This window comes from Aquabacterium soli (assembly GCF_003933735.1).
GTDB classification, from domain to species: Bacteria; Pseudomonadota; Gammaproteobacteria; order Burkholderiales; family Burkholderiaceae_C; genus Aquabacterium; species Aquabacterium soli.
In genome coordinates, this window is record NZ_RSED01000019.1 from 83664 (window position 1) to 105623 (window position 21960).

The 21960-nt window shown below is 65.5% G+C and carries 22 protein-coding genes and 1 tRNA gene; 12 read left to right on the forward strand and 11 right to left on the reverse strand.

What is annotated here, in order from left to right; translation table 11 throughout:
- Window positions 1-39 precede the first annotated feature (39 nt).
- Window positions 40-810 carry an exodeoxyribonuclease III gene (gene xth, locus EIP75_RS19300; protein ID WP_125244922.1) on the reverse strand — a complete coding sequence of 257 codons (771 nt, stop codon included), beginning with the start codon at window positions 808-810 and terminating at the stop codon, window positions 40-42.
- 124 nt (window positions 811-934) lie between these two features.
- Between xth and EIP75_RS19305 the strand changes: the two genes are divergently transcribed.
- A complete protein-coding gene (locus EIP75_RS19305; protein ID WP_125244923.1) occupies window positions 935-1147 on the forward strand; it encodes a hypothetical protein in 213 nt (70 codons plus the stop codon).
- 259 nt (window positions 1148-1406) lie between these two features.
- On the opposite strand, the gene EIP75_RS19310 is transcribed toward EIP75_RS19305, so the two are convergent.
- Entirely contained in the window at window positions 1407-1601 is a 195-nt protein-coding gene (locus tag EIP75_RS19310; protein ID WP_125244924.1) for a hypothetical protein, read from the reverse strand.
- A 163-nt stretch (window positions 1602-1764) separates the two neighbouring features.
- Between EIP75_RS19310 and EIP75_RS19315 the strand changes: the two genes are divergently transcribed.
- The 3 genes from EIP75_RS19315 to EIP75_RS19325 all read left to right on the forward strand — a co-directional run bounded on the left by EIP75_RS19315 (window position 1765) and on the right by EIP75_RS19325 (window position 4108).
- A complete protein-coding gene (locus EIP75_RS19315) occupies window positions 1765-2019 on the forward strand; it encodes a hypothetical protein (RefSeq protein WP_125244925.1) in 255 nt (84 codons plus the stop codon).
- A 236-nt stretch (window positions 2020-2255) separates the two neighbouring features.
- Window positions 2256-3629 carry an RAD55 family ATPase gene (locus EIP75_RS19320; protein WP_125244926.1) on the forward strand — a complete coding sequence of 458 codons (1374 nt, stop codon included), beginning with the start codon at window positions 2256-2258 and terminating at the stop codon, window positions 3627-3629.
- A gap of 32 nt (window positions 3630-3661) precedes the next feature.
- Window positions 3662-4108 (forward strand): response regulator, encoded by a 447-nt coding sequence (locus tag EIP75_RS19325; RefSeq protein WP_125244927.1) that lies wholly within the window; start codon window positions 3662-3664, stop codon window positions 4106-4108.
- 86 nt (window positions 4109-4194) lie between these two features.
- Here EIP75_RS19325 and EIP75_RS19330 read toward each other — a convergent pair.
- The 5 genes from EIP75_RS19330 to EIP75_RS19350 form a co-directional block, all read right to left on the reverse strand.
- Window positions 4195-4270, reverse strand: a tRNA-Thr gene (locus tag EIP75_RS19330).
- Between the two features lie 27 nt (window positions 4271-4297).
- Window positions 4298-5305: a class 1 fructose-bisphosphatase gene (locus EIP75_RS19335; RefSeq protein ID WP_125244928.1), complete on the reverse strand. Its 1008-nt coding sequence runs from the start codon at window positions 5303-5305 to the stop codon at window positions 4298-4300.
- Window positions 5306-5338: 33 nt separating this feature from the next.
- Window positions 5339-8011, reverse strand: coding sequence for an aminopeptidase N (gene pepN, locus EIP75_RS19340; protein ID WP_125244929.1), 2673 nt, complete (start codon window positions 8009-8011; stop codon window positions 5339-5341).
- A gap of 42 nt (window positions 8012-8053) precedes the next feature.
- A protein-coding gene (prfB, locus tag EIP75_RS19345) for a peptide chain release factor 2 (RefSeq protein WP_125244930.1) occupies window positions 8054-9158 on the reverse strand; the annotation gives its coding sequence in 2 pieces (ribosomal slippage) (window positions 8054-9076 and window positions 9078-9158; 1104 coding nt in all).
- A gap of 45 nt (window positions 9159-9203) precedes the next feature.
- A complete protein-coding gene (locus EIP75_RS19350; protein ID WP_125244931.1) occupies window positions 9204-10136 on the reverse strand; it encodes an alpha/beta fold hydrolase in 933 nt (310 codons plus the stop codon).
- A 729-nt stretch (window positions 10137-10865) separates the two neighbouring features.
- Here EIP75_RS19350 and EIP75_RS19355 point away from each other — a divergent pair.
- The 5 genes from EIP75_RS19355 (at window position 10866) to EIP75_RS19375 (ending at window position 15987) form a co-directional block, all read left to right on the forward strand.
- Complete coding sequence (locus EIP75_RS19355; protein ID WP_476561146.1) at window positions 10866-13559, forward strand: bifunctional diguanylate cyclase/phosphodiesterase; 2694 nt, start codon at window positions 10866-10868, stop codon at window positions 13557-13559.
- Window positions 13560-13634: 75 nt separating this feature from the next.
- On the forward strand, window positions 13635-14465 hold the full coding sequence (locus EIP75_RS19360; protein WP_125244933.1) for an acyl-CoA thioesterase: 831 nt from the start codon (window positions 13635-13637) through the stop codon (window positions 14463-14465).
- Window positions 14458-15099 (forward strand): chromate transporter, encoded by a 642-nt coding sequence (locus EIP75_RS19365; protein WP_125244934.1) that lies wholly within the window; start codon window positions 14458-14460, stop codon window positions 15097-15099. The genes EIP75_RS19360 and EIP75_RS19365 overlap by 8 nt, the downstream gene beginning before the upstream one ends.
- A complete protein-coding gene (locus EIP75_RS19370) occupies window positions 15096-15641 on the forward strand; it encodes a chromate transporter (RefSeq protein WP_125244935.1) in 546 nt (181 codons plus the stop codon). Before EIP75_RS19365 ends, EIP75_RS19370 begins: the two co-directional genes overlap by 4 nt.
- Window positions 15642-15702: 61 nt before the next feature.
- Window positions 15703-15987, forward strand: coding sequence for a GNAT family N-acetyltransferase (locus tag EIP75_RS19375; RefSeq protein ID WP_125244936.1), 285 nt, complete (start codon window positions 15703-15705; stop codon window positions 15985-15987).
- Window positions 15988-15994: 7 nt separating this feature from the next.
- Here EIP75_RS19375 and EIP75_RS19380 read toward each other — a convergent pair whose 3' ends face one another.
- Together EIP75_RS19380 and EIP75_RS19385 are read right to left on the reverse strand one after the other, a co-directional pair.
- Window positions 15995-17392, reverse strand: a complete 1398-nt coding sequence (locus tag EIP75_RS19380) for a 3-deoxy-D-manno-octulosonic acid transferase (RefSeq protein WP_125244937.1) — start codon at window positions 17390-17392, stop codon at window positions 15995-15997.
- A gap of 38 nt (window positions 17393-17430) precedes the next feature.
- Window positions 17431-18819 (reverse strand): phosphomannomutase/phosphoglucomutase, encoded by a 1389-nt coding sequence (locus EIP75_RS19385; RefSeq protein ID WP_125244938.1) that lies wholly within the window; start codon window positions 18817-18819, stop codon window positions 17431-17433.
- A 208-nt stretch (window positions 18820-19027) separates the two neighbouring features.
- On the opposite strand from EIP75_RS19385, the gene EIP75_RS19390 reads away from it, so the two are divergent.
- Genes EIP75_RS19390 through EIP75_RS19400 form a run of 3 tightly spaced genes read left to right on the forward strand, consistent with a single transcriptional unit; the run spans window position 19028 to window position 21017 of the window.
- Window positions 19028-19603: a methylated-DNA--[protein]-cysteine S-methyltransferase gene (locus EIP75_RS19390; protein ID WP_125244939.1), complete on the forward strand. Its 576-nt coding sequence runs from the start codon at window positions 19028-19030 to the stop codon at window positions 19601-19603.
- A complete protein-coding gene (locus tag EIP75_RS19395) occupies window positions 19600-20526 on the forward strand; it encodes a DMT family transporter (protein ID WP_125244940.1) in 927 nt (308 codons plus the stop codon). The genes EIP75_RS19390 and EIP75_RS19395 overlap by 4 nt, the downstream gene beginning before the upstream one ends.
- Window positions 20523-21017, forward strand: a complete 495-nt coding sequence (locus EIP75_RS19400; RefSeq protein ID WP_125244941.1) for a MaoC family dehydratase — start codon at window positions 20523-20525, stop codon at window positions 21015-21017. Before EIP75_RS19395 ends, EIP75_RS19400 begins: the two co-directional genes overlap by 4 nt.
- Window positions 21018-21034: 17 nt before the next feature.
- Here EIP75_RS19400 and EIP75_RS19405 read toward each other — a convergent pair whose 3' ends face one another.
- The gene (locus EIP75_RS19405) at window positions 21035-21421 is read right to left on the reverse strand and encodes a carboxymuconolactone decarboxylase family protein (RefSeq protein ID WP_125244942.1); all 387 of its coding nucleotides are present in this window, start codon (window positions 21419-21421) and stop codon (window positions 21035-21037) included.
- Complete coding sequence (locus EIP75_RS19410; RefSeq protein ID WP_125244943.1) at window positions 21390-21827, reverse strand: MerR family transcriptional regulator; 438 nt, start codon at window positions 21825-21827, stop codon at window positions 21390-21392. The genes EIP75_RS19405 and EIP75_RS19410 overlap by 32 nt, the downstream gene beginning before the upstream one ends.
- Between the last annotated feature and the right edge of the window lie 133 nt (window positions 21828-21960).

A 21960-nucleotide genomic window follows, 5' to 3' on the forward strand; every position in this document is an offset into this window, starting at 1 on the left:
GTGTGGGGTGGTTCGCAGTGGCAATCCGTGGGCCCGCCTTTACTTGAACGTGGCCCACACGGGGGCATGGTCGCTGGGGTCGTCCATGCCTCGCACCTCGCGGTCCACGCCGGCGGCGACGAAGCGCTTTTTCAGGGCCTTGCTCAGCAGGATGTGATCGATGCGCAGGCCGGCGTTGCGCTGCCAGCGTTGACGGCGGTAATCCCAGAATGTGTAGACCGGGTCCTTTGGAGAGGTCGCCCGGAGTGCATCCACCCACCCCTGTTGAAGCAGGTGTGCGAAGGCGGCACGAGGCTCTGGCTGCAGCAGCGCGTTGTCCAGCCAGGACCTTGGAGAGTAGATGTCTGCATCCGTGGGCACGACGTTGAAGTCGCCCATGAGCGCCACGGGATGGTTGGATCGCAGCAACTCGGCCGCGTGCGCAATGAGCCGATCGAACCACGCAAGCTTGTAGTCGAACTTCGGGCCAGGGCATGGGTTGCCGTTGGGCAGGTAGAGCGAGGTGACAAGCACGCCATTGATGGCGGCTTCCACGTAGCGTGCCTGCGTGTCCTTCGCGTCCCCCGGCAAAGAGGTGCGAACGGGAATGGGGTCGGCACCTTTGGCCAGCAGCGCCACGCCGTTCCAGGTCTTCTGGCCGACCACCAGGCTGCCGTAGCCGGCGGCTTCAAGCTCGGTCCTGGGAAACTGCCCGTCCGTTGATTTCAGCTCCTGAAGCGCCACCGCATCGGGCTGTGTGGCCTCCAGCCACGCGAGCAGAAGCGGCAAACGCGTCCGGACGTTGTTGATGTTCCAGGTGGCGATCTTCATTGCCTGAGCCTAGCTGCAAGCGCTTGCAGCAGAGGATCTGTGGACTTTGCTGGCTCGACGGGCCAGGTATCCCGATTGCTGGAGGGCATGAAACCAAGACATGAACGGCTTTGAGGAGCACTCCATGGCCAACACACCAAAGCAAGCCAAGCCAGGCGACGAAGACATTGCGCGCGGTCCGAATGAGGAAGCCGTGACCACTGCCCAGGAGAACGTGACGGAGGGCTACGGTGCTTCAGGCAAGGCAGCCATCATCTCTGGCAAGCCCGATGGCGACAAGCAGCATGAGGCCAAGCACCGCCCCGGCTCGCAGGCAGTGAACCATGTCCCAGTCTGATGAAATGCGTGTCAGGGGGGACTGGATCCCGCGGTGTGCGGCTGAGTTGTCGGCGCTGATTCCATTCTTCGCCCCAGCGCTGTACAGCAATGTCAACCGCCATGAACTGTGGGCTTGGGCCAGGGGTCTGTGGGAAAGCTCCCCAGCTTTGTCACCAGAAGTGGCCGCACAGCGTGCGCTCGCGTCGCTGTCCTCGCCGTTTGAACGGCAGGTTCATGTCGGGCGTGGGGACCAGAGGCCCCGAAGTAGGATGTCCTGATCAGGGCTGATTCTGGGCAGGTCTGCGTCGCTCCAGTTCTTCGATGGCCTTCTTCTGCCCCTCCAGCACGCCGAGGTAGGCGCGCTGGAAGTGGTAGGCAATGTCCCCCAGGGAGGGCACCCCATCCTCTGCGGGCAGCCTCGCAAGAAGGGCAGCCGTGATGGTGGCTGCTGCCAGTGTGGTTTGCTCGGACATGTGTGGGAACCCAGTAAGACGCGGTTGATGGAACAACGCGATCGTGCCACGGCTTGGTGCAATGCCCTCAAGAACCGCTCCCTGCCTTGACCATGCAGCAGCAGGCGCTGTGAAGTGTTCCTAGAATGAAGCGCCATCAGCCCCCCCAACTGGAGCCTCGTCCATGAACGACCCGGAAATCCTGTCACGACTGGAATTGGTCGAGTTCGCCATCACCATCCTTCTGCGAACGAAAGACGGGTTGGCAGCAGATGTTGAGAAGCCGCTGCAGGATGTGGTTCAGGCTTGGCGACAAGGGCCCTTCCCTGATCTGCCGGAAGACCTAGGCGTTCTCGGGAAACTGCGGCAACTGCGGGACACGCAGAAGCAGATGGACGAAAACCAGGTTTCAGCAAACGGCCACAGCTCAGACCATTGACCGACGGATTAACAGTCCGGCGCTCCTCGAACATCCGCGACGAGCGCATGTCCTCATGAAGGAGGCAGGAGCTGCCGCACCACCTTGGAACAAACCATGGGGGCTCAAACACATAAAGACAGTAGCCGGCTCAAAGTACCTCTAAAATCAAGGACTTCTTATGGTAGGGCGTGTTGCAAGAGCCGGAATCGCCATTGCGCCCACTCAATGATTTGATATTCACTACGTCAATAAGAATGAAACGATTGGCTACCCTTGTCGAGGGCCTGGATGAGATCCTCAACGGTGGTTTGTTCGAGGGCGGGGTCTATATTTTCGAGGGGCCGCCGGGCGTCGGCAAGACAACGCTGGCCAACCAGATTGCCTACACGCTGGCACGGCGCGAAGTCCGCACCCTGTACGTCACCATGTTGGCAGAATCTCATGCGCGCATGCTCCAGCACATGGAGCAGCAGATCTTTTTTGATCAGCAGGAAGTCAATGCCAGGGTGTTCTATGTCAGCGGCTACCGGGAGCTTGATCAAGGCGGGCTGAAAGCCGTTGTCGAACTGCTGCGCGGCGAATTGCTGCGCCATCGGCCGTCCTTGCTGGTCATCGATGGGCTGGTCATCGACAGCCTTGAAGCGATGACCAACGATTCGGTTCGCCAGTTCGTTCATGAACTGCAAAGCCTGGTCAGCGCCATGTCGTGCACCTCTCTCATCCTGAGCAGTGGCACCGGCAATGCGCTGAGCGCAGAGCAGACGATGGTGGACGGCATCTTTTCATTCGAAGACCACGGCTTCCACTGGCGCGCTGAGCGACGCATGCAGGTCCGCAAATTCCGGGGCAGCCAGATCATCCGTGGCCAGCACACCTTCTGCATTTCGGCGCAAGGGCTTCAGTTCTTCCCTCGCCTGGAAAGCCTGCCATTGGAAGATGGCAACGTGAAGCTGGGAGACAGCGTTCTCTCCACCGGCCTGCCCGCGCTGGACGACGTTCTCCATGCCAAAGGCCTCTTTACCGGCAGTGCTTCGGTGGTCATAGGGCACACTGGCACAGGAAAGACCACACTCGCCCTTGCTTTCGCGTCTGCCGCCAACGCCAGCGCCCCCGGCCTGGTGCTGTCTTGTACGGAGCTGGGTGGCGATCTGCGGCGGCTTGGCGCAGAAATGGGCCTTGACATCGAGACGGCCATTGGCGCGGGCGCTTTGGCCCTCAAGAGCCTCGGTCACGAAGATGAATCGATGGATGAGATGGGTCACAAACTGCTGAGACTGGTTGACGAACTGAAGATTCGCCGCCTGGTGGTGGATGGTATGGCAGGGCTCGCCGAAACCTTGGCGTTTCCGGAGCGTGGCTATCGGTTCCTGGGCCGTCTGCTGATGGAATTGCGGCGGCGTGAGGTGACCTCCCTGTTCACGGTGGATCCTCACGCTCTGGCCATGGCAGCGGGAACACCGCTTGCTGAGGGTGTCACAGGCTGGTTTGACAACGTGTTCAGTTTCGAGCCGGAGTCTCCTCAAAAAAGGCGGGTTGATCAGCGTGTCCTCACGATCACCAAGGTTCGCGGCGGCAGCGCTGCTGAACCGTCTGTGGACATCTTCATTCGACCTCGAACAACGTGCTGATCCCCAAGCCGTCTACATGAAAGCAGTTTCCGATGAAACTTGTTCTGATCGTCGAAGACGAATATGGCAACGCCGAGATACTGCAACTTTTATTGGAAGCCGAAGGCTACAGGGTGACCGCTGCGTCCAACGGATTGCAGGCGCTGGATTTACTGCGCGATGGCGAAAAGCCTGCACTGATACTCTCTGACTTCATGATGCCCATCATGGATGGCGGCGAGTTTGGGACAGCCGTGAGGCAAGACGCTACCCTGCGTCATATCCCTTTTGTCTTCATGAGCGCCACCAGCGAAGATGTGGTGCGAAAGGCATTCCAGCATTACGACGCATTCATGGTCAAGCCAGTAGAGATTGATCCCTTGCTCGCCCTGGTGAAACGCTTGGTTGCAGAGGGACGGCCGCCCCTCGCCGACAGTGACCTGGCAGAAGAATCCATGCGGCAATTGCTGCAGGAGATGCGGGTGCCGCCAGGCAATTGAGCCGATTCGGACCTGGCCCTTCCCCCTCATCGTCCCTAGAAACAACAAAGCCCAGTCTTACGAACTGGGCTTTGTGTTTGTTCAGATGGTGCCGGAGAAAGGAATCGAACCCTCGACCTTCTCATTACGAATGAGCTGCTCTACCGACTGAGCTACACCGGCGTCCAAGCCAAAAATTCTATCACGGGTTCAGCTGGCTTCGCGGTGATAAGCCGTGACACGGTCCACTTCGTTCTTCGACCCCAGGATCACGCTGACGCGCTCATGCAACTGTGTGGGCTGCAACTCCATGATGCGCTGAGTGCCGTTGGTGGCGGCGCCACCGGCCTGTTCCACCAGGAAGCTCATCGGGTTGGCCTCGTACATCAGACGCAGCTTGCCCGGCTTGCCCGGCTCGCGCTTGTCCCAGGGGTACATGAAGACGCCACCGCGCGTGAGGATGCGGTGCACGTCGGCCACCATGGACGCGATCCAGCGCATGTTGAAATCCTTGCCGCGCGGGCCTTCCTTGCCGGCCAGGCATTCGTCGATATAACGCTTGACCGGGTCGGCCCAGTGGCGCATGTTCGACATGTTGATCGCGAATTCCTTCGTGTCCTCGGGGATCTTGACATCGCTGTCCGTCAGCACCCATGAGCCTTGCTCGCGGTCGAGCGTGAACATGACGACGCCCTTGCCCACGGTGAGCACCAGGGTGGTCTGCGGGCCATACACGCAGTAGCCAGCGGCCACCTGCTCGGTGCCCGGCTGCAGGAAGCTGTTGGTGTCCACGGCATGGCCGTCGGCGTGCTTGAGCACCGAGAAGATAGTGCCGATGCTCACGTTCACGTCGATGTTGCTCGATCCATCCAGCGGATCGAACATCAGCAGGTACTCGCCCTGCGGGTAGCGGTTGGGCACCACGTAGATCTCGTCCATCTCTTCAGAGGCCATGGCCGCCAGGTGGCCGCCCCATTCGTTGGCCTCGATCAGCACCTCGTTGGCGATGATGTCGAGCTTCTTCTGGACCTCGCCCTGCACGTTCTCGCTGCCGGCGGTGCCCAGCACATCGCCCAGGGCACCCTTGTTGACGCTGATGGCGATGCGCTTGCAGGCGCGGGCGACGATCTCGATCAGCAGGCGCAGTTGCGGCGCCAGTTGGGCTTGGCCGCGCTGCTGCTCGATCAGGTATTGGGTCAGGCTGACTTTGTGGGACATGGTGGATGGTTCCTGGGTTCTTCAGAGGTTCGTTCAATCCTGCAGCGCGCGCGTGACGATCTCACGCACGTCATCGGACAGATCGGGCTTGGCCATCACGCGGCCCAGGGCCTCGCGTGCGGCGGTACGGTAGGGCTCGGCCAGGCGGCGCCAGTGGTCCAGTGCACGGGCCAGGCGGGCGGCCAGTTGCGGGTTGATGCTGTCGATCTCGATCACGCGATCGGCCCAGAACACGTAGCCCGCAGCATCCGGCCGGTGGAAGGCGGCCGGGTTCATCTGGCACAGCGCCATCAGCAGGCTGCGGGCGCGGTTGGGCGTGCGCAGCGTGAAGTCGGGGTGCTGCATCAGGGCCTTGGCGCGTGCGAAGACCTTGCCGTCTTTTTCAGGGGCGGCGGCCTGCAGGGTGAACCACTTGTCGATCACCAGCGGCTCGTCACGGAACTGCTCGTGGAAGCGGCTCAGCGCATCAGGGGCCAGGTCGGCATGGCTGTTGACCAGGGCACCCAGGGCGCCCAGCCGGTCCGTCATGTTGTTGGCATCCTTGAAGCGCTGGAAGGCCTTGCCCGTCCAGATCGGATTGTGGCGCGTGGCACCGTCCAGGCACAGCATGGACAAGGCCAGGTTGGCCAGTGCACGGCGGCCGCTGCTGACCGGATCAGGTGAATAGGCGCCGCAGTCGTTGTGCTGCTCCCAGGCCCAGATCCAGTCTTCGTGCAGGGCCTTGGCCAACTGCAACTTCAGGCTTTCGCGGGCGGTGTGGATGCGCTGCGGATCGACGGTGTCGAGCTGCTCGGCCACGTAGGCCTCGCTCGGCAGCGTCAGCACCAGCTCTTTGAAGGCGGCGTCCAGCTCGGCGTTGCGCAGCACGCCGCGCAGGGCCTGGATGAAGCGAGGATCCAGCTCGGCCGGGCCGTGGCCGGACACGGCCTGCAGCAGGCGGCGCAGGGCCAGGCGCTGTGCGGCTTCCCACCGGTTGAACGGGTCCTTGTCGTGCGTGAGCAGCGTGAACAGGGCGTCGTCGCCCAGCTCGGCCTGCAGCACCACGGGGGCCGAGAAGCCACGCAGCAGCGAGGGCACCGGCTCCACCGGCACGTGCACGAAGGTGAAGGTCTGCTCGGGTTCGGACAGCACCAGCACGGTGTCGGTGCCAATGGGCAGGGCCTCGCCTTCGAGGTGCAGGTTCAGGTTGCGGCCGTCGTGCGCCACCAAGCCCATGGCCACGGGGATCACGAAGGGCAGCTTGGCCGGCTGGCCCGCGGTGGGCGCGCAGTTCTGGCTCAGGTGCAGGGTGTAGGTCTTGTGCTCGGCGCTGTAGCTGCCGCGGGCCTGCACGCGGGGCGTGCCGGCCTGGGTGTACCAGTGCTTGAACTGGTCCAGGCGCTTGGTGAGCTCGCTCTCTGGGTTGGCGTCGGCGATGGCCTGGGCGAAATCGTCGCAGGTCACGGCGTGGCCGTCATGGCGCTGGAAGTACAGCTTCATGCCTTCGGCAAAGCCAGCCTCACCGACCAGGGTGTGCATCATGCGCACCACCTCGGCACCCTTTTCATACACGGTGGCCGTGTAGAAATTGTCGATGGCCATGTAGCTGTCGGGGCGCACCGGGTGGGCCATGGGGCCCGCATCCTCGGGAAACTGCAGCTGGCGCAGGGTGCGCACGTCTTCGATGCGCTTGACGGCGCGCGCGCTGGCGCTGCCGGCCATGTCCTGGCTGAACTGCTGGTCGCGGAAGACGGTCAGGCCTTCTTTCAGCGACAGCTGGAACCAGTCGCGGCAGGTGACGCGGTTGCCCGTCCAGTTGTGGAAGTACTCGTGGGCGACCACGCTTTCCACGTTGCCGAAATCCACATCGGTGGCGGTGGCCGGGTTGGCCAGCACGAACTTGGTGTTGAAGATGTTCAACCCCTTGTTCTCCATCGCGCCCATGTTGAAGTCGCTCACGGCGACGATCATGAAGCGCTCCAGGTCCAGGCTCAGGCCGAAGCGGATCTCGTCCCACGAGATGGACGCCATCAGCGATTGCATGGCGTGCTCGGTCTTGTCCAGGTCACCTGCGCGCACGAAGATCTGCAGCAGGTGCTCCTTGCCCAGGCGGGTGCGCACGCGTTGCTCGCGGCTGACCAAGTCGGCGGCCACGAGCGCGAACAGGTAGCAGGGCTTGGGGTGCGGATCTTCCCAGACGGCGTAGTGGCGATCGGCGTCGATCGCACCCTGCTCCACCAGGTTGCCGTTGGACAGCAGCACCGGGTATTTGAGCTTGTCGGCCTTGAGCGTGACTTTGTAGACGGACATCACGTCCGGCCGGTCCAGGAAGTAGGTGATGCGGCGGAAACCCAGGGCCTCGCACTGCGTGAAGAAGCCGCCCCCCGAGGTGTACAGGCCCGACAGCTGCGTATTCTTGCCGGGCGCGCAGGTGGTGCGGATCTCGAGCGCGAACGGCTGATCGGGCAGGTTGTCGAGCACCAGTTGCTGGTTCTCGACACGGAAGGACACGGGCTCGCCATCGACCAGCACGCGCGTGAGGTTGATGTCCTCGCCATCCAGGCGCAGGGAGGCGCCGGGCTGGTCGGGGTTGCGTTCGACGGCCATCTTGTTGATGACCAGTGTCTTGGCGGGGTCCAGATCGAAGGTCAGGTCGACCGTGCGGATCCAGAAGGCCGGCGCGGTGTAGTCCTCGCGTCGGATCAGCGGAGCGGTACCTTCACGCATGGCGGTGCTTTCGTGATGGGTGAGGGTTCAAGGGCATCGACGTCAGACGCCCTGCTTGAGACTGGCTTCGATGAAGGCGTCGAGATCGCCGTCCAGCACCTTCTGGGTGGCGGAGATTTCGACGTTGGTGCGCAGATCCTTGATGCGGCTGTTGTCGAGCACGTAGCTGCGGATCTGGTGGCCCCAGCCCACGTCGGTCTTGGTGTCCTCGAGCTTTTGCTGCTCTTCCTGGCGCTTGCGCATCTCGTGGTCGTACAGGCGCGAGCGCAGGCGCTTCCAGGCCACATCGCGGTTGCTGTGCTGGCTGCGGCCATCCTGGCACTGTACGACGATGCCGGTCGGGATGTGCGTCAGGCGCACGGCCGAGTCGGTCTTGTTGATGTGCTGGCCGCCCGCGCCGCTGGCACGGAAGGTGTCCGTGCGCACATCGGCCGGGTTGATCTCGATCTCGATGGTGTCGTCGATCTCGGGATAGACGAACACGCTGGCGAAGCTGGTGTGGCGACCGCCCGACGAGTCGAACGGCGACTTGCGCACCAGGCGGTGCACACCGGTTTCGGTGCGCAACAGGCCGAAGGCGTATTCGCCCTCCACCTTGATGGTGGCGCTCTTGATGCCGGCGGTGTCGCCATCGGTGATGTCTTCCACCGTGGCCGTGAAACCCTTGCGCTCGGCGTAGCGGATGTACTGGCGCAGCAGCATGCTGGCCCAGTCGCAGGCCTCGGTGCCACCGGCGCCGGCCTGGATGTCCAGGAAGGCAGGCAACGGATCAGCCGGGTTGTTGAACATGCGGCGGAACTCAAGTTCGGCCACGCGGGACTCTTGCGCGGTCACGTCGTCGAAGATGGCTTTCAGGCCATCCAGATCTTCATCCGCCTTGGACATCTCGTACAGCTCGGCGTTGTCGGCCAGGCCCGATTCCAGCTCGGCGATCGTGAGCACGACGTTCTCAAGCGCTTTCTTTTCTTTGCCCAGTTCCTGGGCGCGCTTGGGGTCGTTCCAGACGGCGGGGTCTTCGAGTTCGGCGTTAACTTCGCTCAGGCGGCGGGATTTTTCATCCCAGTCAAAGATACCTCCGGAGCTCAGCGGTGCGCTGAGCCAGGTCGGCGATCTGGGTGCCCAGGGCGTTGATGTGTTCGATGTCCATGGTGGGTCTCTCGTGTCTTGTTCGGTTCAGCAACCGTTTATTTTCTCACGGGGACTGCAAAAAGTCGGCCACCAGGGTGGCCAAGGCCTCGGGCTGGTCGTGGTGGACCATGTGGCCGGCATCCGCAACGGTGCTCAGGCGCAGGTCGGGCACGGCCTTGGAGCGCTCCAGGAACTGGTTTCGGTCGTATTTTCCATTGAAGAGCAGGAAATACGGCGTCTGGTCGCCTTCTATGAACAGCACCGGTGCGGTGATGCGCCTGAAGAAGCCCAGCACCTCGGGCAGGCGGTAGAGCAAGGGCTGGGGGCGCTTGTGCGCCGGATCGGCGCTGATCACCCGGCGGTCGCCCTCCTCATGTGACCAGTGCTGGGCCAACCACAGGGCGAAATCAGCCCTCAGGCGCGGGTTGTTGCCCTTCAGGCGCTCTGCAACGGCTTCCAGGCTGTCGTAATCCTTCAGGCGGGCGGGCTGCTTGAGCTCATCGATCCATTTGGCGAAACGATCCGGCGCCTCCTCCGGTTCGGCCGATGGCATGCCGAAACCCTCCACGTTGACCAGGCGGCGGATGCGCTGCGGGCGCAGGCCGGCATACAGCATCACGGCGTTGCCCCCCATGCTGTGGCCCAGCAGATCGATGGGCTCCCCGGGCGACAGCTCGTCCAGGATGAAATCCAGGTCCGCCAGGTAGTCGGCGAACCAATAGCTGTCGGTGCCCGAGGCATCCGACTGGCCAAAGCCACGCCAGTCCAGCGCCACGATGGGCCGATCCTGCCAGCCCGGGCGGGTACGCAGGGCATCCACCGCGAACTGGAACGAAGCGCCCACGTCCATCCAGCCGTGCACCAGCACCAGCAACGGGGCTCCGGGCGTGGCGGCGGCCGGGTCGCCCCAGAACAGCAGGTGCTTGCGCAGACCACGGACCCACACGAACCTTGATCGGGCAACGTGCAACGGTGAATAAACGCTGGTTGTGCTCATGAAGATGTGAAGTAATGCTCAGCCGCACTCCCCGCGCGTGCAGGGTCGGCACGACATTGTTCGGCAACGGGAGACACCCCCCGTCATTTTTCACCTAAGCTGTCCGTCCACCTCGATCCCGCCATTATTTACGCTTCCCCCGTGACGCAGCAGCAGGCCCTGGCCGCCCCGCCCTCTTCGCCCCCCGTGCCCAAACCTGCCTCGCGCGGGCGATTTGCGCCCGTGGGCTTTGCCGTGGTGCTGGTGGTGGCGGTCAGCATCGGGCTGATGGCCTGGTCGCGCCACGGGTGGAGCCGCCTGCAATCGGGCGGTTATACCCTTCAGCAGCAAATTGCGCGCATCCAGCTCCACATGCTGGAACTGCACGCCCCGGACGGCATGCCCCAGGCCCGAGACCTGACGCCGCTGCAGGACGCCATCGCCGCCAGTGCCCATTTGGTGCACGAGGGTGGGGGCGATGACTGGTTGCCCGACGGGCCGCATGCCACGTCATTGGTGGATCAACTGCGCGTGCTGAACCAGCAACTGGCCGCGGTGCACGGCAACCTCAGGCAGGCGCCTCCCACCAACGCATCAGGGGCTGCACAGACCACCGCCACGCTCAGCGCCCTGCTCGCCCCCAGCCGCCAGACGCTGGCCCGCGTGCAGCAGCACCTGCCCCAGGCCCTCACCGAGGCTGCCGAACGCCAGCGCCGGCTGGACCACCTCAACATGGGCCTGGTCGGGCTGATGGGTGTGGGTGTGGTCTGGCTGCTGGCCCGAGGACACCGCCAGCGCAGGCGCACCTTGCGCGCGCTGGAAACGCGAGAAGCCGAGCTGCGCGCCTTCGCCAATGCCTTGCCCGACATTGCGTTCCTGCTGGACCGCGAGGGATGCTATCTGGAGGTGTTCGGCAACAACTCACCGCTGCTGGGGCGCCCGCGCGAGCAGTTGATCGGACGCCCGCTGAGCGACTTCTTCTCGCCCGACACCGCGCAGGTCTACCTGGGCGTGCTGCGACGCGCCCTGGACAGTGGCCAGACCCAGTCGCTGAGCTACCCCATACGCGTGATGGGGGGCATGCGCCACTTCGACAGCCGCTGCTCGCCCGTGGGCGACGGTGATCGGGCCGTGTGGATGATCTGGGACGTGACCGCCCGCCGCCGCGCCGAGCAGCGACTGGTGCACATGACCCGGCTGTACGACTTCCTCAGCCACGTCAACCAGGCCATCGTCCACTCCGACAGCGAAGGGCAGTTGCTGCAGCGGGCCTGCGAGACCGCCATCCGCCACGGCCATTTCAAGAAGGCCTGGGTGAACCTGCTGGACCTGGATGGCCAGGCGCTGGAATGCCATGCCCAGGCGGGCGAGGCCTTGCCTGACACGGTGACACTGGAGATGCGCCTGCCCACCGAGCGGGATGAAGCCTCTCCGCTTGAGAAGGCCTTGATGGACGGGCAGAGCTTCCACTGCGCCGACCTGAACCAACTGGGCGACGCAGCACCGGCCTGGGCCCGCGCCGCGTTGCAGGACAAGCTCAATGGCTGCGCCATCCTGCCGCTGCGCCGCCAGCAGGTGCTGGTGGGCTACCTGTTCCTCCTCGATCGCCAGCTCAACCCGCAGGACCAGGATGAGAAGGCCTTGCTGGACGATGTGGCACACGACCTGTCCTTTGCCCTGTCCAACCTGCACCGCGAGGTGATGCGCGAGCAGGCCGAAGAACGCATCCGCCTGCACGCCGCCGCGCTGGAAAGCTCGCGCGACGGCATGCTGGTGCTCAACCGAGACCGCGAGCTCGTCTCCATCAACTCGGCCTTCACCGACATCACCGGCTACACCGAAGAGGACGTGCTGGGCCGCACCGCCGAGTTCCTCTTCCCCGACAACCCGCAAGACGTGGTCAGCGAGGTGGAACACACCCTGCGGCACCACGGCAGCTGGGAAGGCGAAGCCTGGTGCCAGCGCAAGAACGGCGAGCTGTTCAGCACCAAGCTGTCGATCAGCGCCGTGCGCAACACCAAGGGCCTGCCCACGCATTTCGTGGCGGTGCTCACCGACATCACCCAGCTCAAGCAGAGCGAAGCGCGCCTGGCCCGCATGGCGCACTACGACCCGCTGACCGAACTGCCCAACCGCACCATGATCCACGAGCGGCTGGAGCACGCCATCAACCTGGCGCGCCGCCACCAGACCCTGGTGGGCATCGTCTTCGTCGACCTCGACAACTTCAAGACCGTCAACGACAGCCTGGGACACGCGGCCGGCGACACCCTGCTCAAGCTGGTGGCCCAGCGTCTGCGCCTGCGTGTGCGTCAGGAGGACACCCTGGGCCGGCTGGGCGGCGACGAGTTCATCCTGATCCTGGAGCACCTTCGCCACCCGCAACAGGCGGCCCATGTGGCCCAGGCCGTGATCGAGACCCTGTCCGACCCGTTCGAGCTGGGCGCCGAGGGCCAGGAGGTCTACGTGCGCGCCAGCATCGGCATCAGCCTGTTCCCCAACGACAGCGAGGACACGGGCGAGCTGGTGCGCAACGCCGATGCGGCCATGTACCAGGCCAAGCGCGTGGGCCGCAACACCTTCAAGTTCTACACCGAATCGCTCACTTCGCAGGCCACCAACCGGCTGAGCATGGAGACACGCCTGCGCCGCGCGGTGGAGCACCGCGAGTTCGTGCTGCACTACCAGCCCATGGTGCGCCTGACCGACCGCCGCGTGGTCAGCGTCGAGGCCCTGGTGCGCCTGCGGGTGCCCGACACCACCGACGAATGCCTGCCCTCCATCGGCCCGGACGAGTTCATCCCCGTGATGGAAGACACCGGCATGATCATGGCCCTGGGCGAGTGGGTGATGAACGAGGCCTGCCGGCAGGGCCGCGCCTGGATCGACGCCGGCCTGGACTTCGGCCGCCTGGCCGTGAACGTGTCGGCCAGCGAGATCCGGCGCGGCGGCGTGCTGGAGCGTGTCTCGCGCATCCTGCGCCAGACGGGCTTCCCGGCCAATCGGCTGGAGCTGGAGATCACCGAAAGCGGCCTGATGGAACACGGCGACGGTGCCGAGCAGTTCCTGCAGCAGCTGCACCAGCTGGGCGTATCACTGTCCATCGACGATTTCGGCACAGGCTATTCGTCGCTGGCGTATCTCAAGCGCTTCCCGGTGCACCAGCTCAAGATCGACCGCAGCTTCGTGCAGGACCTGCCCGACAACGACAACGATGCCCAGTTGGTCAGCACCATGATCTCGCTGGCCCACAACCTGAAGATGCGCGTGGTGGCCGAAGGCGTGGAGATGCCAGACCAGGAGGCCTTCCTGAGCGCGCGGGGCTGCGACATGGCCCAGGGCTACCTGTTCANTGCCAGACCAGGAGGCCTTCCTGAGCGCGCGGGGCTGCGACATGGCCCAGGGCTACCTGTTCAGCCGCCCGGTGTCCGCCGCCATGGTTGAAAAAATCCTGCCCCGGGCCGAACATGCCCCGAAAGAAGTAGCATCGGCGTGATCTGACTTTCCCCGTTGTCCGCCATGAGCTCTTCTTCGCCCGTCGACTCCCTCGCCACCCTGCTGTCGCGCCGCCAGGTGCAGAGCAGCACCGTCAGCTTCCAGGTGGGCGAAGACTGGCAGCAGGGCCGCACCCTGTTCGGCGGGCTGCTGTCCGCCCTGGCCGTGCAGGCCATGCGCGATGTGTGTGGCAGCGACTGGCCTTTGCGCGCCCTGCAGACCAGCTTCGTGGGCCCGGTGGCCGTTGGCAGCTTCGATGTCGAGGTGACGCTGCTGCGCCAGGGCAAGAACGTGCGCCAGGTGCAGGCCCACATCCGCCAGGCGGACGACAAGGGCAACACGCCCACCGCCGGCGTGCTGCTGGCCGTGTTCGGCACCGGCCGCGACAGCGCTCTGCCCGCCCTCACCGTCACGCAGGAGCCGGTGTCCAAGACAGTGGACGAATCCATCCAGCTGCCCTTCATCCCCGGCCTCACGCCAGCCTTCACGCAGCACATCGAGTTCCGCCTGGCCGATGGCGGCTTTCCGTTCACCGGCACCGACACCTGGCTGAGCCGCACCTATGTGCGACTGAAGGCCAGCGACGGCGTGGACAGTGAATTGCTGAGCGTGATCCTGGCCGATGCCGGCCCCACGCCCGCCCTGGCCCAGCTCAAGGGCTTCGCGCCCGCCAGCTCGGTGTCGTGGGCGCTGGAGCTGCGCCCCGTGCCCGATGCCCCCGTCGATGCCGTGTGGCGCATGGACAAGGATGCGCTGGCCACCGGCGAAGGCTACGTGAACGAGCGCACCCTGCTGTGGACGCCGGATGGCCGCCTGGCCGGCCTGGGCTACCAGGTGGTGGCCGTGTATGCCTGAGACGCCGCGCGGGGCTGCCTCGGCGAAGATTGCCGAGGTGATCACCGAGGTGGACACGCTGCGCCCGCAATCCAACTGGGAGCTGTTCACCGCGTTCACCTCGCTGGCCATGCAGGGTTTTGGCGGCGTGATCGCCGTGGCGCAGCATGAGCTGTGCGTGCGCCGGCGCTGGCTGACGGCGCAGGAGTTCCTGGAACTGCTGGGCAGTGCCCAGGTGCTGCCCGGCCCCAATGTGTGCAACCTCTCGTTGATGGTGGGCGACCGATTCTTCGGTTGGCGCGGCGCCTTCGCGGCTCTGGCTGGCATGATGCTGCTGCCCATGGTGGTGATGCTGGCCCTGGCTTGGCTGGTGGCCCTGACACCGCCCGCCACCGCCGCCCATGACGCCGTGCGCGGCGCGCTGTGGGGCATCACGGCCGTGGCCGGTGGCCAGATCATCGGCACCGTGCTCAAGCTGGCCGCGCCATTGCGCCAGCACCCGCTGGGCCTGCCGGCGGCGGCTGCGCTGGCCTTGGCCGCCTTCCTGATGATGACCTGGGTGCGCTGGCCACTGGTGTGGGTGCTGTTCGGCCTGGGCGTCGGCGCCTGCGCCTGGACCTACCTGGTGCTCAGGAAAGCCCGCACCGCCTCATGAGCGCCCCACTGTGGGCCTGGGCCCCCGACACCTGGTGGACCTTGTTCGTGCACTTCCTGTCGCTCTCGCTGATGGCCATCGGCGGGGCCATCACGCTGGTACCCGACATGCACCGCCGCCTGGTCGATGACCTGGGCCTGCTCAGTGACACCGACTTCACCTCGGCCATCGCACTGGCCCAGGCCGCGCCAGGGCCCAACGTGCTCTTCGTCGGCCTGATGGGCTGGTATGGCGGCGGGCTGGGTGGTGCTTTGGCCAGCATGCTGGGCATCATGCTGCCCTCTACTGCGGTGGCGCTGGGCTTCTCTCGCTGGGTGGCCACGCGCCGCGAGCAGATCGGCGTGCGCGCGTTTCAGATGGGCATGGCGCCCGTCACGGTGGGCCTGCTGCTGGCCACCGGGTGGTTGCTGCTGCCCAGCATCGAGCACCCGCGTGCCTTGCTGCTGGCGGCCGTGGTGGCCGTGCTGGTGTGGCGCACCCGCGTGCCGCTGATCTGGCTGGTGGGCGCGGGCGGCGTGCTCGGTGCCTTGGGCTGGGTGTGACCCTGTGCTGATGCGCCCCCTGAGGCGGGCATGGTCACGGTGGCGTGGCTATGATCGATCCATGAGCCAACACGCCACCATCTCCGTGACCCACCGCCAAGGCGAGTGCTTCGAAGCCACCGTCGAAGGTCAGCGCTGCGCGGCCGATTACCAGCGCCAGGGCGATGTGATCCGCATGACGCACACCAACGTGCCGCCCGCGCTCGAGGGCCGCGGCATCGCCGGGCAATTGGTGAATGCTGCGCTGACTTGGGCAGATGCCGAGAAGCTCAAGGTCGATCCGCAGTGCAGCTATGTGGCCCTGTACATGCGGCGCCACCCGGAGTGGCAGCACCTGCTGGCCTGAAGCCCCATCAGATCGACAAGGGCCTGCGCACCTGGGCCAGGATCAGCCGCGCCATGCGCTCGGCCGCACCGCGGTGCGCCTGGGCAAACGCCAGGCACTGCGCCACGCTGTCGTCATGGTTGGGCGACGCAGACCAGGCCAGGGCCACGGCCACGCCCTGCGGCCAGCCATCCACGCGCCGCGCTGCGCCAGCCGCTTCGCTCAGCTGCGCCGCCTCTGCGAAGTTGAAGGTCGACGGCCCCATCACGATGGGACAGCCACAGGCCGCCGCCTCGATCAGGTTCTGCCCACCCAGCGGGGCAAAACTGCCGCCCAGCAAGGCCACCCGCGCCGCGGCGAAATAGGCGGGCATCTCGCCCATCGAATCACCCAGCCACACATCGGCATCCAAGGCCTGTGCATCCGGCAGGCCGCCAGTCCACTGGCTGCGGCGTGACAAGCGCAAGCCCTGCGACAGCACCAGCGCCGCCACCTCGTCGAAGCGCTGCGGATGCCGCGGCACGATCCACAGGCGCGGCACCGCGGCCGCCACGTCTTTGGCCGAAGCCACCTGCCGCGCCACGGACAAGGCCTCTTGCCAGGTCTGCAGCAGGCCGGCCTCTTCACCTTCGCGCGTGCTGGCGGCCAGCACGATGGGCCGTGCCGGCTGCCCTGGCAATGCTGCCCCACGCCATCCTTGCCCCAGCAGCAGTTGCACGGGCGCCGGCGTCATGTCGAACTTGACGTTGCCGCACACCTGCAAGGTGGGCCGCTCGGCCCCGTCGATCATCACGCGCAGGCGCTGAGCATCGGACTCGGTCTGGGCCAGCACGGTTTGCAGGGATTGCACCGCCGGCCGCATCAGCCCGCTCAGGCGCAGCCCCTGGCGCAGGCTCTTGTCGCTCAGGCGCGCATTGGCCAGCACCATGGGCACGCCAAAGCGCGCGGTCTGGTGCTGCAGCACGGGCCAGACCTCGGTCTCCATCAGCACACCCAAGTCCGGCCGGTGCGCGCGCAGAAAACGCCGCACCGCACCAGGGGTGTCGTAGGGCAGCCAGGTCTGCAGATCACCTTGCTGTGGCCGCATCAAGGCCTTGCCCGCCTCACGCCCAGTGGCCGTGCTGTGCGTGAGCAGCAGTCGCATGGCTGGCGCCTGCTGGCGCAAGGCCTGCACCAGTGCCGACGCCGCGCGCGCTTCGCCCAGCGACACCGCATGCACCCAGACCAGTGGGCCGCCGCGGACATGGGATTGCTGCAAGGCGCGCCGATGGTCTGCGCCATAAAGGCCCAGGCGCTCCCACCAATGCAGGCGGTAATCAGGCTCTTCACGGCCGCGCGACCACACCCGCCACAGGTAGGCAGGCGTGCCCAGGCGCAGCACGCTGGCATAAGCGTTACGGGCCAGCCACGCGGCTGGCCCGCTCACAGGCGAGTGCCCTCGGGCGCCGCCTGGTGCAGAGGGGCTCAGTGCGCGGCCCCGCCCACCTGCGCGTCAGGCTTGACGGCATGGATGGCGGCCATGAACTGCTTCTGGATGCGCTCCAGCGCCTGCGGCGTGTGGCCTTCGAAGCGCAGCACCAGCACAGGCGTGGTGTTGGATGCCCGCACCAGGCCGAAACCGTCGTCATAGTCGGCACGCAGGCCGTCGATGGTCGTCAATTGGGCGCCTTCGAACTTGGCCGTCTGGCGCAGCTTCTCGATCACCTCGTGGTGCTCGCCTTCGGCGCAGGGCACGTTCAGTTCCGGCGTGCTGTGGCTGGTGGGCAGCGCGTTGAGCACGGCGCTCGGGTCAGCCGCCTTGGACAGGATCTCCAGCAGACGGGCCGCCGTGTAGGTGGCATCATCGAAGCCGTACCAGCGCTCGGCGAAGAAAATGTGGCCGCTCATCTCGCCGGCAAAGGGTGCGCCGGTTTCCTTCAGCTTGGCCTTGACCAGCGAGTGGCCGGTCTTGTACATCACGGGCTCACCACCGGCTTCGCGGATGGCGATGGCCAGTTGCTGGCTGCACTTCACGTCGAAGATGATCTTGCCGCCGGGCACGCGGCTCAGCACGTCACGGGCGAACAGCATGATCTGACGATCGGGGAAGATGTTGTTGCCTTCCTTGGTGACCACGCCCAGGCGATCGCCGTCGCCATCGAAGGCCAGACCCAGGTCGGCACCCTGCTCTTTCACGGCCTTGATCAGGTCCTGCAGGTTCTCGGGCTTGGAGGGATCCGGATGGTGGTTGGGAAAATCACCATCGACCTCGGAGAACAGTTCGGTCACCTCGCAGCCCAGGGCGCGCAGGATGCCAGGCGCCGAAGCACCGGGAATGCCATTGCCCGAATCAACCACGATCTTGAGCGGGCGTGCCAGCTTGGCATCGCCCACGATGCGCTGCGTGTACTCGGCCAGCACGTCGAGCTGGGCCAGGCTGCCCTCGCCCTGGGTGTAGTCCTCGGCCTCGATGCGTTTGCGCAGGCCCTGGATGTCATCGCCATAGATGGCACGGCCGGCCAGCACCATCTTGAAGCCGTTGTAGTCCTTCGGGTTGTGGCTGCCGGTGACCTGGATGCCGCTGTGGCAGCCCTGGTCACCGCGGGTGGCGGCCACGTAGTACAGCATGGGGGTGGTGACGGCGCCCAGATCGATCACGTTGATACCGGTGGAGCGCAGCCCCTTGATCAGCGCGGCGCTGAGCGACGGGCCGGACACGCGGCCATCGCGGCCGATGGCCACGGCCTTCTCGCCCAGCTTGAGCGCTTCCGTGCCGAAAGCGCGGCCCAGGTGCTCGGCCACGGGCTCGCTCAAGGTCTGCCCGACGATCCCTCGGATGTCGTAGGCCTTGAAGATGGAAGCTGCTACTTGCATGGTGATCCTTTGCTGAATGATTGATTTGGATTGGGTGGCATCGACGTGGACGCCTTGACCACCATTCTAGAGAGCCCTGCATGACGGGTTCGCAAAAGCCACACCAGCAAACACCGTGCGCACCGTCCGAAATTCCACGGGCAGTGTCCTGCATTCAGCAAGGCGCGCTGGCAACCGCTAGGATGACGCCCCAGCCCGCGAGCCCGCCATGCCTTTGCAAACGCCCCGCTACACCGCCCAAGCCACGATGGCATCGCCCCTGGGCGACATCCGGCTGGCCTGCACCGCCGCTGGCCTGGCAGGCGCGTGGTTCACGGACGGGCAGACAGATGACCCAGGCCCCTTCCCTGGCGTGCCTGTGGTCCCGCAGGACACCACCTTGCAGCAGGCCGCCGAGCAGTTCGACCGCTACTGGCAGGGCAAGCTCACCGCCTTCGATCTGCCGCTCGACCCGCAAGGCACGCCTTTCCAGGTCGCCGTCTGGCGGGCCTTGCTGGAGATCCCCTTCGGCGCCACGCTCAGCTATGGCGACATCGCTGCACGCATCGGCCAACCCAAGGCTTATCAGGCCGTGGGCATGGCGGTGGGCGCCAACCCGCTGATCGTGATCGTGCCCTGCCATCGCATCATCGGCCGGGATGCCCGTTTGACAGGGTTCAGCAGCGGCCTGCCCCGCAAGATCGACCTGCTCAGGCGCGAAGGGCTGACGATCTCCGGGGATGTGGTCGCTCAACCGGACCAGCTGCAAGCCACGCTGTTCGGCCGTGAAGAGGCTGCGCCATGACGCCGCGCGACCTGTTGTCCATGCTGGTGCTCGCCGCCCTGTGGGGCGGCTCCTTCCTGTTCCTGCGCATGGCCTCGCCGGTGGTGGGGCCGCTGGCCGTGGCCGCCTTCCGTGTGGCGGGCGCCTTGCTGCTGTTGTGGCCACTGGTGTTGTGGCACAGGCAGGCACGCCAGATGGCCCGCCACACGCCGATGCTGCTGCTGTCTGGACTGCTGGCCTGCGTGCTGCCTTTCCTGGGTTTTGGCCAGGCCGCTCGAGAGTTGCCCGCTGGCCTGTTGTCCATCCTCAACGCCACGGCCCCCCTGTGGGGAGCCTTGGTCGGCTGGTTGTGGACACGTGAACGGCTGGGGCCTGCCGCGCTGGCTGGCCTGGCGATGGGACTGGCAGGCGTGGTTCTGCTGGCCGCAGACCGCACGCACGTGGACAGCGCCGTCGCCCACGGCGCCGTGGCCTTGGCCCTGGGCAGCACGCTGTCCTACGCGATTGCCATCCACCACACCAAGCACTACCTGAGCAGCCTGCCGCCCCTGAGCGTGAGCACCGGCTGCCTGAGCGCAGCGGCACTGATGCTGTTGTTGCCTGCGTGGCTGAGCGGCCCGCAGGCCGTGGCCTCGCTGCCCGTGCGCCCTGAGACCTGGTCCGAGGTGCCGCACATCACCTGGGCAGCCCTGCTGGGCCTCGCCGTGCTGTGCACCGGCGTGGCCTACCTGATGTTCTACCGACTGCTGGAGCGCGTGGGTCCCACCCGCGCCATGACGGTCACCTTCCTCATCCCCGTGTTCGGCATGCTGTGGGGCTGGCTCTTCCTGGATGAAGAGATCACCTGGAGCATGCTGGGCGGCACCGCCGTGATTCTGCTGGGCACCTTGCTGTCCAACGGCGTGCTGTCCACCCGACTGTTCATCAAGGAGCGCACTGCATGACCGCCGCCACCCCCGCTTACTGGTACTGGGAAGACATCGAAGAAGGCCTGGTGCTGGAGTTCGGCCCCAAGAAGGTCGACCGCGACGAGGTGATCCGCTTCGCCACCGATTTCGATCCGCAACCCTTTCACCTGAGCGAAGAAGCCGGCAAGGCCTCGCTGTTCGGCGGGCTGGCCGCCAGCGGCTGGCACACGGCCGGCATGGTGATGCGCCTGATGTGCGATGGCTTTTTGCTCAAGTCCAGCAGCCTGGGATCGCCCGGCCTGGATTCGCTCAAGTGGCTGCGCCCCGTGATGGTGGGCGACGAAATTCGCGCCCGCATGACCGTGCTGGGGCGCCGCCCAATGAAGAGCAAGCCCCACGTGGGCCTGGTGCAGACACGTTGGGAGGCCGTGAACCAGCGCGACGAGGTGGTGATGACCATCGAGAACTGGGCGATGTTCGGGCGCAGGGAGCCCGGCACCACCGAGCCGGCCGCGCCCGCGGCCTGACAGGCGCCGGGCAGGTCTCAGTCCACGGCGGCAAAAACCTCGCGCGCCGCAGCCAGGCCGTTCAAGGCTGCCGGGAACCCCGCATAGACGGCCATCTGCATGATCACCTCGACGATCTCTTCACGCGTGACGCCGACGTTCAATGCCGCCTGCAGGTGCACCTTGAGTTGAGGAGCGGCGTTGCCCATGGCGGTGAGGGCCGCCACCACGGCGATCTCCCGGCTGCGCAGATCCAGCCCTGGCCGGGAATAGATGTCACCGAACGGGAACTCGATGAGGTAGCGGGCAAAGTCCGGGGCGATGTCGGCCAGGCTGGAGACAACGTGCTCACCGGCCTGGCCGTCGATTTCGCGCAGCTTGGCGAGGCCGCGCTCATAGCGTTGTGGTTGGGCTTGCGGGTTCATCAGGGCTTCTTCCTTCGCTTGAGGTGGGCGCGCAGCGAGGGGAGGCCTCCAGTTCCCGGTAGTACCCGATCTTGGCCTGCAGGGCCTGGGCGGCATTTTGCAGGGTGGTGATCGAGGCTAGCACTTCTGCCAGATGCTGCTCGAGCATCTGGCGACGCACCGGGGCCGTGGCATTCCCTTCGCTGCGCAAGCGCGCGAAAGCCTGCATCTGCCCGATGGGCATGCCGGTTTCGCGCAGGCGCAGCAGGAATCCGATCCAGTCCAGATCCGACGCCGCATACCGGCGCTGGCCACCCGGCGCCCGCACCACTGGGGCGATCAAGCCGATGCGTTCGTAATAGCGCAAGGTGTGAGCGCTGAGGCCTGTTCGCGCAGCAACATCAGAAATGGTCAGGAGGGATGCCATGGAAGCCATTCTGGAAGTTTGAGCGCACTCTAAGTCAAGAGGGCAAGCACAGAATGCCCGGCGGCCGAAAAGCAAAAAGCCCTGACACTTGCGTATCAGGGCTCTGCATTTTTGGCGGAGTGGACGGGACTCG

Coding starts and splice junctions, on each gene's coding strand:
- xth (WP_125244922.1), bottom strand. CDS start 810: ATGAAGATCGCCACCTGGAACATCAACAACGTCCGGACGCGTTTGCCG.
- EIP75_RS19305 (WP_125244923.1), top strand. CDS start 935: ATGGCCAACACACCAAAGCAAGCCAAGCCAGGCGACGAAGACATTGCG.
- pepN (WP_125244929.1), bottom strand. CDS start 8,011: ATGCGTGAAGGTACCGCTCCGCTGATCCGACGCGAGGACTACACCGCG.
- EIP75_RS19310 (WP_125244924.1), bottom strand. CDS start 1,601: ATGTCCGAGCAAACCACACTGGCAGCAGCCACCATCACGGCTGCCCTT.
- EIP75_RS19390 (WP_125244939.1), top strand. CDS start 19,028: ATGCCTTTGCAAACGCCCCGCTACACCGCCCAAGCCACGATGGCATCG.
- EIP75_RS19365 (WP_125244934.1), top strand. CDS start 14,458: ATGCCTGAGACGCCGCGCGGGGCTGCCTCGGCGAAGATTGCCGAGGTG.
- EIP75_RS19375 (WP_125244936.1), top strand. CDS start 15,703: ATGAGCCAACACGCCACCATCTCCGTGACCCACCGCCAAGGCGAGTGC.
- EIP75_RS19395 (WP_125244940.1), top strand. CDS start 19,600: ATGACGCCGCGCGACCTGTTGTCCATGCTGGTGCTCGCCGCCCTGTGG.
- EIP75_RS19410 (WP_125244943.1), bottom strand. CDS start 21,827: ATGGCATCCCTCCTGACCATTTCTGATGTTGCTGCGCGAACAGGCCTC.
- EIP75_RS19315 (WP_125244925.1), top strand. CDS start 1,765: ATGAACGACCCGGAAATCCTGTCACGACTGGAATTGGTCGAGTTCGCC.
- EIP75_RS19325 (WP_125244927.1), top strand. CDS start 3,662: ATGAAACTTGTTCTGATCGTCGAAGACGAATATGGCAACGCCGAGATA.
- EIP75_RS19335 (WP_125244928.1), bottom strand. CDS start 5,305: ATGTCCCACAAAGTCAGCCTGACCCAATACCTGATCGAGCAGCAGCGC.
- EIP75_RS19320 (WP_125244926.1), top strand. CDS start 2,256: ATGAAACGATTGGCTACCCTTGTCGAGGGCCTGGATGAGATCCTCAAC.
- EIP75_RS19350 (WP_125244931.1), bottom strand. CDS start 10,136: ATGAGCACAACCAGCGTTTATTCACCGTTGCACGTTGCCCGATCAAGG.
- EIP75_RS19360 (WP_125244933.1), top strand. CDS start 13,635: ATGAGCTCTTCTTCGCCCGTCGACTCCCTCGCCACCCTGCTGTCGCGC.
- EIP75_RS19400 (WP_125244941.1), top strand. CDS start 20,523: ATGACCGCCGCCACCCCCGCTTACTGGTACTGGGAAGACATCGAAGAA.
- EIP75_RS19385 (WP_125244938.1), bottom strand. CDS start 18,819: ATGCAAGTAGCAGCTTCCATCTTCAAGGCCTACGACATCCGAGGGATC.
- EIP75_RS19370 (WP_125244935.1), top strand. CDS start 15,096: ATGAGCGCCCCACTGTGGGCCTGGGCCCCCGACACCTGGTGGACCTTG.
- EIP75_RS19405 (WP_125244942.1), bottom strand. CDS start 21,421: ATGAACCCGCAAGCCCAACCACAACGCTATGAGCGCGGCCTCGCCAAG.